The sequence below is a fragment of the Actinomycetes bacterium genome (assembly GCA_036510875.1).
GTDB lineage: Bacteria > Actinomycetota > Actinomycetes > Prado026 > Prado026 > DATCDE01.
In genome coordinates this window covers 1-14126 of sequence record DATCDE010000224.1, presented here as the reverse complement: position 1 = coordinate 14126, position 14126 = coordinate 1, and the positions used below count along the sequence as shown (strand labels likewise).

Here is a 14126-nt window from a genome sequence, read left to right as displayed (position 1 = left end):
GAACGGCGGAGCACCCCGCACCTCGGTGTAGTCCGCGTAGATCGCCGATAGATCCAACCCGTCCTCAACCAGGTCGTTCACCCAACGAGCCGGATGATCCGCCGGCAGCCAGTCCCGAATGTCAGGTGGCAGCAGCATCGGCTGGTCCTGGTCGTAGCGCCGGAACGTCTTATCCACCGGCGATTTCACCCGCACCACGCCCACCCCGACGGCCTCGACATCCAACAGCACCGATTGCTCAGCGTCCCGCGGTCCAGGCATGACACATCTTCCCGCGACACCAACGCATCACGGGTTACCGACACGGGGTCCTAGGGCTTGCGGCGTCCGGGCTGGTCGGCTGGGCCGCGGCCCTTGGCAACGCTCGGGCTGCGCGGGAGCCCGGCGCACTGACGTACCCTCGGGTGCCGTGAGTGTCATCGAACCCGCAGAGGCGATCAAGGAGCTCGACGCCACGCTGAGCAGCGTCGAGGCCGTGGTCGACGTGCCTGCCATGCAGCGGGAGCTGGCCGACCTGAACGAGCAGGCCGCGGCCCCCGACCTGTGGGACGACCAGGAGCGCGCTCAGAAGGTCAACTCACGGCTGTCCTACGTGCAGAACGAGATCAACCGGGTCGAGGCGTTGCGTCGACGGGTGGACGACCTCTCCGTGCTGTTCGAGCTCGCCGCCGCCGAGGACGACGCGGACACCCTGGTCGAGGCTGAGGCGGAGCTGGTCGACCTCACCAAGGCGGTCGCCGACCTCGAGGTCCGCACCCTGCTGTCCGGGGAGTACGACCAGCGCGAGGCCGTCGTGACGATCCGGGCCGAGGCCGGTGGGGTCGACGCAGCCGACTTCGCCGAGATGCTGCTGCGGATGTACCTGCGCTGGGCCGAGCGGCACGGCTACCCGACCGAGGTCTACGACACGTCGTACGCGGAGGAGGCCGGGATCAAGTCGGCCACCTTTGCGGTCAAGATCCCGTACGCCTACGGCACGCTGTCGGTTGAGCAGGGCACCCACCGGCTGGTGCGGATCTCCCCGTTCGACAACCAGGGACGCCGGCAGACCAGCTTCGCCGGCGTCGAGGTGCTCCCAGTGGTGGAGCAGACCGACCACATCGAGATCCCCGAGGACGAGCTGCGGGTCGACGTGTACCGCTCCTCCGGCCCCGGCGGGCAGGGCGTGAACACCACCGACTCCGCCGTCCGGCTTACCCACCTGCCGACCGGCATCGTCGTGTCCTGCCAGAACGAGCGGTCCCAGCTGCAGAACAAGGCGTCCGCGATGGCGGTGCTGCAGTCCAAGCTGCTCGAGCGCCGTCGGCAGGAGGAGCAGGCCCGGATGGACTCGCTCAAGGGCGACTCCGGCGGCTCCTGGGGCAACCAGATGCGGTCCTACGTGCTGCACCCCTACCAGATGGTCAAGGACCTGCGTACCGAGCACGAGACCGGCAACACCGCGGCTGTTCTGGACGGCGAGATCGATGACTTCATCGAGTCCGGGATCCGCTGGCGGATGCAGGGCGCGCGCGCCTGATGACCGGTTTGGCCGGGTTGCCGACGTAGACTCCTTCTGGCCGGTTGCACCCGCACTTCCCTGTTCCCGAGTCCCGGTCAGGCGCCCAGTGATCCGTTTCGACAACGTGAGCAAGCAGTACCCGAGCCAGAACCGGCCGGCTCTCGACGACGTCACGCTCGAGATCGAGAAGGGCGAGTTCGTCTTCCTGGTCGGTGCTTCCGGCTCGGGGAAGTCCACCTTCCTGCGGCTGGTGCTCCGCGAGGAGCGGCCGAACACCGGCACCATCCACGTGCTGGGCAAGGACCTCAGCAAGATGTCCTCCTGGAAGGTGCCGGCGCTGCGACGCCAGATGGGCACGGTGTTCCAGGACTTCCGGCTGCTGCCGAACAAGACCGTGCTGGAGAACGTCGCGTTCGCTCTCGAGGTGATCGGCAAGCCGCGGCACACCGTCGCCCAGGTCGTCCCCGAGGTGATCGAGCTGGTCGGCCTGGCCGGCAAGGAGGATCGTCGTCCCGACGAGCTCTCCGGCGGTGAGCAGCAGCGGGTCGCGATCGCTCGTGCGTTCGTGAACCGGCCCAAGCTGCTGATCGCGGACGAGCCAACCGGGAACCTCGACCCGGCCACGTCCGTCGGCATCATGAAGCTGCTGGACCGGATCAACCGGACCGGGACGACGGTGGTGATGGCCACGCACGACGCGGCGATCGTCGACCAGATGCGCAAGCGGGTCATCGAACTCGAGGGCGGACGCCTCGTGCGCGACCAGTCCCGTGGTGTGTACGGCTACGCGCGCTGACGCGCCCGATCAGGCAAGGAAGCCATGAGAGCCCAGTTCGTGCTGAGCGAGGTCGGTATCGGCCTGCGACGCAACCTGTCCATGACCATCGCTGTGATCATCACGGTGGCCATGTCGCTGTTGGTGGCCGGGACCGGCCTGTTGCTGCGCGCGCAGGTCACCGCGATGAAGGACTACTGGTACGACAAGGTCGAGGTCTCGGTCTTCCTGTGCGGGAAGGACTCCCAGGTCCCGTCCTGCGCGGGTGGGGCGGTGTCCGACGCCCAGCGCAGCCAGATCCAGGCCGACCTCGAGTCGCTGCCCCAGGTCCAGACGGTCTACTACGAGTCGCAGCAGCAGGCCTACGAGCGGTTCCAGCAGCAGTTCAAGGGCACCGCGATCGCCCAGAACGTCACGCCGGACCAGCTGCCCGAGTCGTTCCGGGTCAAGCTGAAGGACCCGACGCAGTTCGACGTCGTGGCTGGTGCGTTCCAGGGTCGGCCAGGGGTCGAGGAGGTCCAGGACCAGCGCCAGCTGTTGGACAAGTTCTTCAAGATTCTCAACGGCGCTCGCTGGCTGGCCCTGGGCGTCGCGCTGTTCATGCTGATCGTGGCCACGATCCTGGTGATCAACACGATCCGGGTGGCTGCCTTCAGCCGACGGCGGGAGACCGGGATCATGCGGCTGGTCGGCGCGTCGAACTTCTACATCCAGCTGCCGTTCCTGCTGGAGAGCGTGATCGCCGCGCTGGCCGGGGTGCTGATCGCCGCTGTGGGCCTCACGGCCTTCAAGGCGTTCCTCATCGACAAGGTGATCGCGCCGGCCTTCCCCATCACGCGCTTCTTCGGCTGGGGGGACGTCGTCAGTTCCGTGGCGCTGCTGCTCGTGCTGGCGGTGGGCATCTCCGCCACGGCGAGCTTCTTCACTCTGCAGCGGTACCTGCGGGTCTGATCTGCCGCCCGCGCGAGGAGTCGGTTGCCCTGAACTCCTTGTCGCACAAGGGGCTTCCACCCGGCCAGGGTCTTGTCGCTGTTTGGGGGCGGCCGACAGAATCGAACGCATGGCCTGCATATCTGCTTAAGTGAAGTCAGCCATGTGGTCTTCGTTGGGCCCGCGCGCCAGTACTCGCCCCCACCACACCCCGGGCAGACGAAACCCTCCGCCCACCGGATCGAGGCGAGGTAGTCAAGGCAGGCCGCGTCGTCCGGGAACCACGCCAGCAGCTGCTGCTACGTCGCCGGATAGTCCACCCCGCGAACCGGATCCGCGACCATCCACCAAGCCCACTTCACTCGAGCAGATATTTAAACACATGTTCGAACCGCTGTTGGACGACGGCTGGGTGGCTGGGTTGTCTCCGGAGGAGCCGCCGGCTGAGGTGTTCGGTTGGCCGGTGACGCTGGCGGAGGTGGTGGCGGCTCCGGCGGGGCTGGAGCTCGCGGCGGTGCTGGCGTCGGTGGGGGATCCGGCCGGCTTGGACGATGCGGATCTGGTGGGAGGTGCTGACCGGGTGGGAGAAGCTCGCGGCGCACGTGTCGGCGAGCCAGGCCACAGTGCTGGCGGAGCTGGCCGCGCGCCGGCCGCCCGTGGCGGGGGAGCCGATGGGCAACGTGCCGGGGGTGTCGCGGTTCGCCGGGGATGAGGCGGCGCTGGCGCTGGGGGTGTCGCGGGTGACCGGGGAGTCCCGGCTGCGCGACGCGGTGCTGCTTGCGGGCAGTCTGCCGGGAGTGCTCGAGGCGGCCCGGGACGGTGTGTTGTCCTGGCCGGCGGCGCGGGCGGTGGCCGAGGAGGCCGTGGTGCTGCCACCGGCCGATCGGGCGGTCGTGGCGGAGTTCGTGCAGGCCCGGTGTGCGGGGAAGACGCCGGGGCAGGTGCGTCGGCTGGCACGGCGGGCGGTGCTGGGGGTGGACCCGTCCGGTGCGGCCGAGCGGCAGGAGCGGGCGCAGGCCGGGCGTGGGGTCTCGCGATGGGACACCCCGGACGGCATGACCGAGCTGTGCGCCCGGCTGGCCCCGGCGGACGCGGCGACGGTCTGGGACACCCTGACCGGACTCGCCCGCGCCGGTGCCACGCCAGGTGATGAGCGGGGGCTGGACGTGCGGCGGGCCGACGTACTGGTCGACCTGTTCGCAGAGATCGCCACCGGCACCCCGGTCTCGGCGCTGCCCGCGCTACAGGTCCGGACGGGGCGGTCCGGCCGGGCAGCGCGCAAGGCTCGGCGGCGGGCCCGCTGGCGGGCGGACGTGGTGGTCGCGGCATCGACGCTGCTGGGGCTGGACGACGCACCAGGGCTAGTCCCCGGGTTCGGTCCGGTCCCGGCCGGCGTGGCCCGGAGCATCGCCCGCGACGCCACCTGGCGGCGGGTGCTGACCGACCCGGACTGCGGCGCGGTGCTGGACGTCGGCACCACCCGGTACCGGCCCAGTGCGGTGCTGGGGGCGCACGTGGCCGCTCGGGACGCCACGTGCGCGTTCCCTGGCTGCGTCCGGGCGGCGGTTGATTGCGACCTGGATCACACTCGGCGGTTCCCCGACGCGCCGACCGCCGATCACAACCTCGGCCCGCTGTGCGGCCACCACCACAAGCTCAAACACGAGGCTCGACCGGGGTGGGCCCTCGCCCAGCCCGCCCCGGGCACGTTCACCTGGACAGCCCCACCGGCCGGCACTACACCCGCGGACCCACCGACCAACCGGGAAGCCCCGACTGGGCCCCTACCCCGCCACCGACACCACCCGACGACGAAGAACCGCCGTTCTGAGCCGTTGCCCGACCGAGTGGGAGCGGCGTGTCTGTCGTGGGCACCCCGGGCCATGGGCGAAGATGAAAGGTCTGACGACCGACGACACCTGGAGCATCTTCCCCATGCGCCTGCGTCACGCCGGGGTCGCCCTGGCGACCGCGGCTGCTCTCGTGGTCGGCTTGCTCGCGCCCGCGAGCGCCGACGACTCTCTCGACCAGCGCATGAAGTCGGTCCAGTCCCGGATCAGCAGCGCCCGTAGCCAGATCGAGACACTCAGCGCCAGGGCGGCCACCGCGGCCACCGCGCTCACGTCCGCCCAGTCCGCGTTGAGTGCCGCGCAGGCCGAGGTGGACGACACGATGCGGGCCCTCGCGGCCGCTACGGCCAGGGACGAGGCCATCGGCATCGAGCTGCAGGCGGCGATCGGGCGCGAACGCGGTGTGCAGGTGGAGGTCACCACGGTGCGCACCCGCATGACGGACACCCAACGGCTGGTCGGCCTGATCGCCCGGCAGACCTACCAGCAGGGCGGGAACCTCAGCGAGCTCTCGGTGGCCTTGCAGGCGCAGTCCCTCGACGACTTCGCCGGGCGCCTGGAGGCCGTGCAGAGCGTGGCACGCGCGCAGAACGCGCTGTTCGCCCAGCTGGCTGTGGACAGGGCCGAGCTGGCCGCCAAGCAGGCCGCGCTCGAGGCCGCCCGCGGCGACATGGAGCAGCGCAAGCTCGCCGCGTCCCAGCAGGTCCGCACGGTCGCCGCGCTGTCGCAGCAGGCTCGGTCCGCCCGAGCGAGGGTCGCATCGCTCGTGGCGCAGCGGCAGTCCGCCCTGCAGGCGGTCGCCGCGGCGCGTGCGGACGAGCTGCAGAGGCTGAGGCAGCTGCAGGCCGAGCAGCGGCGCATCAACGCCCTCATCGCGGCCTCGGCGTCCCGCGGCAGCGGCAACCCCTCCGGTGAGCTGCTGTGGCCGGTCGACGGCGCCCCACTGACCCAGGGTGTGGGCGCTCGGATCCACCCCGTGTACGGCTACAAGTCCTGCCACACCGGCATCGACCTGGGGGCCAGCACCGGCACGCCGATCCGTGCGGCGGCGACCGGGGTCGTGCTGTCCACGTCGTCCGGCGGCGCCTACGGCAACCTCACCCTGATCGACCACGGGGACGGCCTCACCACGTTCTACGCTCACCAGACGGCGTTCGCGGTGTCGCAGGGGCAGCGTGTCAGCCGCGGCCAGGTGATTGGTTACGTGGGGTCCACCGGGTGGGTCACCGGCCCGCACCTGCACTTCGAGGTGCACATCAACGGGGTGCCGTACAACCCGCTCGGCTGGTTCGGCGGCTCGCGCACACCCGTGGTCTGCTAGGGCGCAGCCTACACTGATCGCATGTCCCTGCTCTCCCGGCGCAGCCGCACGAGCGTGACTGTGGCGGCGGTCGGGGTGGCGGCCTTCGCCGCGGGCGCCATCGTGGGCGGGGTCGGCACGGCGCCGGCGGCCGCACCCGCCGGTGTGCTCGACGAGGCTGCGGCACGGATCGAGCAGCAGGCGGCCCGGCCGGTCGATCGCACTGACCTGGAGAGGGCCGCCGTCGAGGGGATGCTCAAGGCGCTGGGTGACCGCTGGTCGGCCTACTACAGCCCCAGCGAGTTCACCTCGTTCAACGACAAGCTCGAGGGCCGTTTCACCGGCGTCGGAGTGTGGGTGCGGCAGAGCTCCAGCGGTGCGCTGCTCGTGTCGTCGGTCCAGTCCGGCTCGCCGGCCGCCCGCGGTGGCCTGCGGGCCGGCGACGAGGTCGTCTCGGTCGACGGGCACCAGGTGGCCAACCAGCCGGTCTCCACCGTTCTCGGCTGGCTGCGCGGCGCCAACGGCTCGACCGTCCAGGTCGGTCTGCACCGGAGCAGCGGAGCGCTCGTGGTCGCCCTGCGGCGCAGCGAGGTGACCACCCAGGACGTCACCGTCGACCGGCTGGCCGGCCAGGTGCTGCACATCCGGGTCTCGGCGTTCACCCGCGGCGTCGGCCGCCAGGTCCGAGCGGCGGTCACCGTCGACCCGTCCGCGGCCAAGCACGGGATCGTGCTGGACCTGCGAGACAACCCCGGTGGTCTCGTCGACGAGGCGGTGGAGGTCGCCAGCGTGTTCCTGGACGGCGGTCCGGTGGTCACCTACGAGCAGCGCGGGAAGCCGAGCCAGACCCTCGACGCGCTCGGGCACGGCGACACCACCACGCCGCTCGTGGTGCTCGTCGATGGCAGCACGGCCAGTGCCGCGGAGATCGTCGCGGCAGCGCTGCAGGACCGCAACCGCGCCGTCGTGATCGGCAGCCGTACCTTCGGCAAAGGCTCGGTGCAGGAGCCGGCCACCCTGTCCGACGGGTCCGCGCTGGAGCTGACGGTGGGCCGCTACACGACGCCGTCCGGACGCAGCATCGACGGCGTCGGCGTCGAGCCGGACCTGCTGGTGCCGGACGACGCCCCGCCGGCAGCCGCCGAGAGCCGGGCGCTGGACGTGCTCGCCGGCCTGCTCGCCGCGGTGAGCTCCGAGGGCCGCGGCTGATGCCCAAGGAAAAGGGCCGCAAGCTGATCGCGCAGAACCGCAAGGCCCGCCACGACTACCACATCGAGGACGTCATCGAGGCGGGCCTCGTCCTCACCGGTACCGAGGTCAAGTCGCTGCGCGCCGGCCGGGCCTCGCTCGTCGACGGCTATGCCGCGATCAGCGGCGGCGAGGCCTGGCTGCAGGGTGTGCACATCCCCGAGTACGACCAGGGGACGTGGACCAACCACGAGCCGCGGCGCGGCCGCAAGCTGCTGCTCCACCGGTCCGAGATCGCCCGTCTGATCGCCAAGACGCGGGAGTCCGGGCTCACCATCGTGCCGCTGGCGCTGTACTTCAAGGACGGCAAGGCGAAGGTCGAGCTCGCGCTCGCGCGAGGGAAGAAGACCTACGACAAGCGACAGGCGCTGGCCGAAAAGCAGGCCAAGCGGGAGGCGGACCGCGCCGTGGCCCGCCGCGGCCGTGGCGACTGACCTCACCGACGCCGCCGTCCCTGGCGTGGTCGCCGAGCTCGGCCTGCCGGGCATCGTCGACGTGCACGTCCACTTCATGCCCGACCGCGTGCTGCGCAAGGTCTGGCAGTACTTCGACGAGGCGGGGCCCCTGGTCGGTCGGCGCTGGCCGATCAGCTACCGGGGCGACGACGACGACCGGTTGGCCGTCCTGCGCGCGCTCGGGGTCCGGGCGTTCCCAGCGCTGAGCTACCCGCACCGCCCCGGCATGGCGCAGTGGCTCAACGCATGGGCCGCGCAGTTCGCCGCGGCCACCCCCGACAACGTGGCCAGCGGCACCTTCTTCCCGGAGCCGGGGGCCGCCGACTACGTGGCCGCTGCCATCGAGCGAGGCACCCGGATCTTCAAGGCGCACGTCCAGGTCGGCCAGTACGACCCGGGCGACCCGCTGCTCGACCCGGTGTGGGGCGTGCTCGCCGAGGCCGCCGTCCCAGTCGTCGTGCACTGCGGGAACGGGCCCGTGCCGGGCGTGTACACCGGCGCGGAGCCGTTCGCGCAGGTGCTGGCCCGCCATCCTGGGCTGGTCGCCGTGGTGGCCCACCTGGGCATGCCGGAGTACACGGCGTTCCTCGACCTCGCGGAAAGGTACCCCGGGGTGCGCCTGGACACCACCATGGCGTTCACCGACTTCACCGAGGCGCAGGCGCCGTTCCCGCGCCACGAGCGATCGCGGTTGAAGGCACTCGGTCTGCAGGGCCGGGTCCTGTACGGCAGCGACTTCCCGAACATCCCCTACCCGTTCGCCCACCAGGTCGAGTCGCTGGTCCGGCTGGACCTGGGCGACCAGTGGCTGCGGGCGGTGCTCTGGGGCAACGGCGCGCGCCTGCTGGGCTTGCCCCGCTAGCGTGTGGCCGTGCTGCGACGGCTGCTGGCCCTGTTGGGCGCGATCGCGGGTGCCGTGCTGCTGGTGGGCCTCACCGGCGGCGTCGCCGTCGCGGCTGACGAGCAGGTAGACAGCTACCAGGTCGCCCTCACCGTCCAGTCGAACGGCACGCTGCACGTCCGCGAACAGATCACCTACTACTTCGGCACCCAGCAGCGGCACGGGATCTACCGCACGATCCCGGTGCGGTACACCTACAACAACACCGACGACCGGTTGCTGAAGGTCACCAACATCCGAGTGGTCAGCACCACCGGCGCACCCACCGACGTCTCGGCGAAGACCGAGGGCGGCTCGCTCGTCATCCGGGTCGGCGACCCGAACCGCACGATCACCGGCCGCCAAGTTTACATCCTCGACTACGACGTCCAGGGCGCGCTCAACACGTTCGCCGACCACATCGAGGTCTTCTGGAACGCCGTGGGCTCGGACTGGTCCGTGCCGATCACCGCGGCCACGACGACGCTGAGCGCCCCGCGGGCCCCCACGCAGGTGGCCTGCTACTTCGGCCAGACCGGCAGCTCGCTGCCCTGCAGCGCGGCCCGGATCGAGGGGGCGACCGCGGTGTACGGGCCCCAGGACCTGGCCCCCTACGAAGGGCTGACCGTGGTGGCCGCGCTGCCGCCGGGGTCGGTGACCGTGCCGCCGATGATCCTGCAGGAGCGGTTCTCGGTGGCCCGCGCCTTCTCGGTCACCCCGTGGACGGCGACCGGCGGGCTGGGCATCCTCGCCCTCGGGCTGGGCGGCGTCGGCTACGTGTTCTGGACCCGCGGGCGTGACCGGCGCTGGCGGGACCAGGTCCCCGGGCTGGCGCCCGCACCGGGCCAGGAGACCGACGCGGAGGCCCGGCCGCTGTTCACCGACCCGACCGGCCCGGTCGAGTACTCCCCGCCGGAGAACGTCCGGCCCGGTCAGATGGGCACCCTCATCGACGAGCGCGCCCAGCCGCTCGACGTGACGGCCACCATCGTCGACCTCGCCGTCCGCGGGTACCTGCACATCGAGGAGCTTGAGCGCAAGCACATCTTCGCCAGCCGGGACTGGCGGCTGACCCAGCAGCGCCAGCCGGACGCCGACCTGCTCACCTACGAACGCACCCTGCTGGAGTCGCTGTTCAACGGGCGCAGCGAGGTGCTGGTCTCCGAGCTCAAGCGGACCTTCGCCACCGACCTGAAGAAGGTCGAGGGGCAGCTCTACGACGACGTGGTCAAGAGCGGCTGGTTCCGGCGGCGTCCAGACCGCACCCGTGGCCTGTGGGGCTTCCTCGGGGTGGTGGCCGTGCTGGCCGGTGCCGGGCTGACCTATCTGCTCGCCCGCTACACGCACGCCGGCCTGCTCGGTGTCGCTGTGGTCGTCTCGGGGCTGCTGCTGCTTCTGGTGTCCGGCCGGATGCCGGCGCGGACGGCGAGGGGCAGCGCGATGCTGGCCCGCGTGCTCGGGTTCCGGACCTACCTGCACACCGCCGAGGCCGAGCAGCTGCGCTTCGAGGAGCGCACCGACGTGTTCTCGAAATACCTGCCCTACGCGATCGTGTTCGGCGACGCCGAGCGCTGGGCCAAGGCGTTCGCCGCGCTGGCCGCGGCCCAGGCGGCCGGAGGCACTGTGGTCACACCCGTGCTGCCCTGGTACACCGGCCCGACCGGCTGGGACCTCGGGCACCTGGGCGACTCGATCGGCTCCTTCGCCACGACGACGGCGGGCGCGATCGCGACCACGGCGTCGTCCGGCGGCTCGGGCTTCTCCGGCGGCTCCTCGGGTGGCGGGTTCGGCGGGGGTGGCGGCGGCTCCTGGTAGCGGCCTCCGCTGTCGCGTCAGCCGACGCCGATGACCACCGGCCCCCGTTCGACGTCCACGGCGCCGAGCCAGCCGGCCGGCACGTGCAGCGCCCGGTTCGGGACGACGGTGCCGCGGTGCCCGGTCCACAGCACCCGGTCGCCCTGGCGCACCTGCAGCCGGGCCCGCAGCGCGAACTCGTCGGCCCACACGGTGAGCCGGTCCAGCGGCGGCGGGGGAGCACCCGGTCCGACCCGGCTCGGGCTCACCCAGCGCAGCGGCGGGTCCACCTGGACGGCGACCTCCTGCGGCATCGCCGTCCGCCCGGCGAGGAAGCGCACGATCGAGGCCGCGGCGAAGCGGCCGTCCAGGGACACGACGTCGGCGGTCTCCACCGGGTGCCGCAGGTTGCCCGCGGCGAACACGCCGGGCTGCGAGGTCTGCAGCGTGGTGTCGACCACCGGCCCGTGGCTGCCGGCGTCCATGGCCAGCCCGGCGCGGCGGGCCAGCTCGTGGTCGGGCACCCAGTCCCCGGTGAAGACCACCGTGTCGCACCCGATCAGACGGGTGCTGCCGTCGTCGCGGGTGAGCTCGACGCCCTCGAGCCGACCGCGCCCGACGATCCGGGTGACCCGGGTGCCGGTGAGCAGCGGGAACCGGTACGCGGCGGCCGCCCCGGCGCGGAACGCCGCGAAGGACTGGTGCCGCGGCAGGTCGGTCACCATCGCCGCGACCTCGGCGCCCGCGTGCCGCAGGGTCACAGCGGCCGAGAAGCTGACGTGCTCAGCACCCACCACCACCGCCCGGCCCGGCAGCCGGGCGCCGTTCAGGTACACCAGCTGCTGCAGCTGCCCTGTGGTGAGCACCCCTGGCGGGCGGTCCCCGGGCACCAGCCGGGCCGACCGCGGCCGCTCTCTGGCCCCGGTCGCGAGTAGCACGGCCCCGGCTTCGATCCGGTCCAGCCCCCAGGGGCTGCTCGTCTCGACCGTGAGCGGTCCGGCCCAGCCGGTCACGGTCACCAGGCCCCGGACGACGGCTCCGGCGGCCAGCGCGCCGTCCAGCAGCCGCTGGGCGTAGGCCGGTCCGGTCATCACCCGGTGCAGGTCACGCAGCCCGTAGCCGGTGTGCCGGCTGTGCCGGGGGATGCCGCCGGGCTGGCCCTCGCGCTCGAGGACCTCGACCCGGTCCACGCCGAGCCGGCGCAGCTCGGTGGCGGCGGACAGGCCCGCGGGACCGGCGCCGACGACCAGGACGTCGACCTGTCGAGTGGGGAGGTCGGGGCCGCTCACGACGGCTCCTCGCCGGTGGCGGCGGCCAGCATCGCGGCCACCTCCGCCCCGCAGTAGAACCCCTGGCAGCGGCCCATGACCGCGCGGGTGCGGCGGCGCAGCCCCTGCAGGGTGCGGGCCGGCACGTCGGCGGTCAGCGCGTCGCGGACCTCGCCGCGGCTGACCCGCTCGCAGTGGCACACGAGGTGCCCGTAGAGCGGGTCGGCCGCGATCCGCTCAGCCTGCTGGTAGGGGCGGGGGAACGCCTCGCCGATGTTCGGCATCACCGGGTCGGGCAGCTCCCCGCGGGGCCCCAGCTCGAGGCCGGAGTCAGCCAGCAGGCCCGCCACGTGCTCGGCGATCGCCATGGACGCCGTCAGCCCGGTGGACCGGATCCCGCCGACGGTCACCGTGCGCTGTTCCGGGTGCGCGCGCAGCTGGTAGTCGCCGTGCTCGGTCGCGGCCCGCAGGCCGGAGTAGACGGCGGTGACCTCCTCGTCCAGCAGCTGCGGCAGGATCCGCCGGCCGTGCGCGCGCAGCATCGCCAGGCCGGACGCCGACGACCCAGTGGCGCCCTTGTCGTCCAGGTCCTCCGCGGTCGGGCCCAGCAGCAGGTTGCCGAAGACGGTCGGCGCGACCAGCACGCCCTTGCCGAGCTTGGTGGGGACCGGCAGCAGGATGTGCGCCACCAGGCCGCGGGCGAGCTTGTCGAAGACGATCAGCTCACCGCGGCGGGGGGTGACCGTGAAGTCGGCGTGCCCGAGCCAGCCGTCCACCTCGTCGGAGCGCAGCCCGGCCGCGTTGACCAGGTACCGGGTGGTCAGCTCGCTCTGGCTGGTGAGCACCGTGTGCAGGGCGGCGCCGTCACCGAGCCGGACGCCGTCCACCCGGGTGCCCAGCAGCAGGTCGACCCCGGCTCGCGCAGCCTGGGTGGCGAACGCCAGCGTCGTCGTCCAGGGGCAGATGATCGACTCGTCCGGCACCTCGAGTGCGCCGAGCGCGCCGGGACCCAGGTGCGGCTCCCGTTGGTACAGCTCGCCGGCGTCAACCATCCGGGTGCGCTCGTAGCCGTTGGCTACGGCCTTGGCGGCCAGTCCCGGCAGCGCGGCCAGCTGGGCGTCGTCCCAGGCCACCAGCAGCGCGCCGACCCGCTCGACCGGGATGCCGGTGCGGGCCGCGTAGTCGCCCAGCAGCTCGAAGCCGCGGCGCACGAGCCGAGCCTCGAGCGTGCCCGGGCTCGCGTCGAAGCCGGTGTGCAGGATCGCCGTGTTGGCCTTGGAGGTGCCGGACCCGACGTCGTCGGCCGCGTCGACCAGCGCGACCCGCAGCGGGTGGTGCGCCAGCTCGCGAGCGATCGCACACCCCACGACGCCCGCGCCCACGACGACGACGTCGTACCGAGTCACCGGGCGTCCTGGTCCACCAGCCGCTGGACGGCGGCCCGGAACGCGGCGCGGCGCTCGGTGGCTTCGTCCGCGCCGATGCTCGGCTCGTACACCGCGGACGGCGTCCAATGCGGCAGCGCGTCGTCCAGTGCCAGGGTCCGGTCGAGCCCGAGCCGGGCCACCGCACCGACGCCGAGGGCCGTTGCGTCGGGGGAGCCGTACACCTCGACGGGGATGCCGAGCAGGTCGGCCTGCACCTGCATGAGCACCCGGCTGCGGGTCAGCCCGCCGTCCACCCGCAGGCTGGTCAGTGGGCCGCCGAGGTCGCTGGCCGCCGCCGACGCCAGCTCGGCCACTTGGGCCGCGACGCCCTCGACGAGCGCCCGCACCAGGTGCGCGCGCGTGGTCTCCAGGGCGAGCCCGGTGAGCGACCCGCGAACGTCGCTGCGCCACCAGGGCCCCCCGAGCCCGGCCAGCGCGGGGACGAAGGTGACGCCGCCGGCGTCCGGCACGCTGCCGGCCAACCGGTCGATGTCCGCGGCCGAGTCGAGCACCCCCAGGTCGACCAGCCAGCGCACCGCCGAGGCGACCGTGAACGCCTGGCCGTCCAGGCAGTACCTCGTCGCTCCGTCGAGCCGCCAGGCCACCGAGGTCGCCAGCCCCGCGGTTGAGCGGCGGGCGGCGCTGCCGAGGGTGGCCAGCAGGAAGGCGCCGGTGCCGTACGTGCACTTCGCGTCGCC

13 protein-coding genes and 1 pseudogene are annotated in these 14126 nt (G+C 72.4%); 9 read left to right on the top strand and 5 right to left on the bottom strand.

The genetic code is table 11. From position 1 onward, the window contains the following. Positions 1–231, bottom strand: a 231-nt coding sequence (locus tag VIM19_13070; GenBank protein HEY5185807.1) for a hypothetical protein, incomplete at its 3' end; no start/stop codon positions are given. Between the two features lie 178 nt (positions 232–409). Here VIM19_13070 and prfB point away from each other — a divergent pair. The 3 genes from prfB (at position 410) to ftsX (ending at position 3227) form a co-directional block, all read left to right on the top strand. Continuing rightward, positions 410–1519, top strand: coding sequence for a peptide chain release factor 2 (gene prfB / locus VIM19_13065; protein HEY5185806.1), 1110 nt, complete (start codon positions 410–412; stop codon positions 1517–1519). Between the two features lie 88 nt (positions 1520–1607). Continuing rightward, entirely contained in the window at positions 1608–2297 is a 690-nt protein-coding gene (gene ftsE, locus VIM19_13060; protein HEY5185805.1) for a cell division ATP-binding protein FtsE, read from the top strand. Positions 2298–2321: 24 nt separating this feature from the next. Continuing rightward, positions 2322–3227, top strand: coding sequence for a permease-like cell division protein FtsX (gene ftsX / locus VIM19_13055; GenBank protein HEY5185804.1), 906 nt, complete (start codon positions 2322–2324; stop codon positions 3225–3227). Positions 3228–3391: 164 nt separating this feature from the next. Here ftsX and VIM19_13050 read toward each other — a convergent pair. Then, positions 3392–3499, bottom strand: a pseudogene (locus VIM19_13050) (transposase). A gap of 258 nt (positions 3500–3757) precedes the next feature. Here VIM19_13050 and VIM19_13045 point away from each other — a divergent pair. Genes VIM19_13045 through VIM19_13020 form a run of 6 tightly spaced genes read left to right on the top strand, consistent with a single transcriptional unit; the run spans position 3758 to position 10754 of the window. Continuing rightward, positions 3758–5278: a DUF222 domain-containing protein gene (locus tag VIM19_13045; GenBank protein HEY5185803.1), complete on the top strand. Its 1521-nt coding sequence runs from the start codon at positions 3758–3760 to the stop codon at positions 5276–5278. Further along, the gene (locus tag VIM19_13040; GenBank protein ID HEY5185802.1) at positions 5241–6377 is read left to right on the top strand and encodes a peptidoglycan DD-metalloendopeptidase family protein; all 1137 of its coding nucleotides are present in this window, start codon (positions 5241–5243) and stop codon (positions 6375–6377) included. Before VIM19_13045 ends, VIM19_13040 begins: the two co-directional genes overlap by 38 nt. Positions 6378–6398: 21 nt before the next feature. Then, positions 6399–7565, top strand: a complete 1167-nt coding sequence (locus VIM19_13035; GenBank protein HEY5185801.1) for a S41 family peptidase — start codon at positions 6399–6401, stop codon at positions 7563–7565. Continuing rightward, positions 7565–8038, top strand: a complete 474-nt coding sequence (gene smpB, locus VIM19_13030) for an SsrA-binding protein SmpB (protein ID HEY5185800.1) — start codon at positions 7565–7567, stop codon at positions 8036–8038. Before VIM19_13035 ends, smpB begins: the two co-directional genes overlap by 1 nt. Next, positions 8028–8921: an amidohydrolase family protein gene (locus VIM19_13025; GenBank protein HEY5185799.1), complete on the top strand. Its 894-nt coding sequence runs from the start codon at positions 8028–8030 to the stop codon at positions 8919–8921. The genes smpB and VIM19_13025 overlap by 11 nt, the downstream gene beginning before the upstream one ends. Before the next feature lie 9 nt (positions 8922–8930). Beyond that, complete coding sequence (locus tag VIM19_13020; protein HEY5185798.1) at positions 8931–10754, top strand: DUF2207 domain-containing protein; 1824 nt, start codon at positions 8931–8933, stop codon at positions 10752–10754. A 17-nt stretch (positions 10755–10771) separates the two neighbouring features. On the opposite strand, the gene VIM19_13015 is transcribed toward VIM19_13020, so the two are convergent. From VIM19_13015 to VIM19_13005, 3 genes are all read right to left on the bottom strand, one after another. Next, a complete protein-coding gene (locus tag VIM19_13015; GenBank protein HEY5185797.1) occupies positions 10772–12022 on the bottom strand; it encodes an NAD(P)/FAD-dependent oxidoreductase in 1251 nt (416 codons plus the stop codon). Further along, on the bottom strand, positions 12019–13407 hold the full coding sequence (locus tag VIM19_13010) for an NAD(P)/FAD-dependent oxidoreductase (protein HEY5185796.1): 1389 nt from the start codon (positions 13405–13407) through the stop codon (positions 12019–12021). Before VIM19_13010 ends, VIM19_13015 begins: the two co-directional genes overlap by 4 nt. Continuing rightward, a partial coding sequence (locus tag VIM19_13005; GenBank protein ID HEY5185795.1) for an FGGY-family carbohydrate kinase occupies positions 13404–14126 on the bottom strand: 723 nt, incomplete at its 5' end. The genes VIM19_13010 and VIM19_13005, both read right to left, overlap by 4 nt.

What these genes read in the sequence shown, in the direction of transcription:
- VIM19_13035 (HEY5185801.1), top strand. Translation starts at nt 6,399, where the DNA reads ATGTCCCTGCTCTCCCGGCGCAGCCGCACGAGCGTGACTGTGGCGGCG.
- ftsX (HEY5185804.1), top strand. Translation starts at nt 2,322, where the DNA reads ATGAGAGCCCAGTTCGTGCTGAGCGAGGTCGGTATCGGCCTGCGACGC.
- VIM19_13040 (HEY5185802.1), top strand. Translation starts at nt 5,241, where the DNA reads ATGAAGTCGGTCCAGTCCCGGATCAGCAGCGCCCGTAGCCAGATCGAG.
- smpB (HEY5185800.1), top strand. Translation starts at nt 7,565, where the DNA reads ATGCCCAAGGAAAAGGGCCGCAAGCTGATCGCGCAGAACCGCAAGGCC.
- VIM19_13045 (HEY5185803.1), top strand. Translation starts at nt 3,758, where the DNA reads ATGCGGATCTGGTGGGAGGTGCTGACCGGGTGGGAGAAGCTCGCGGCG.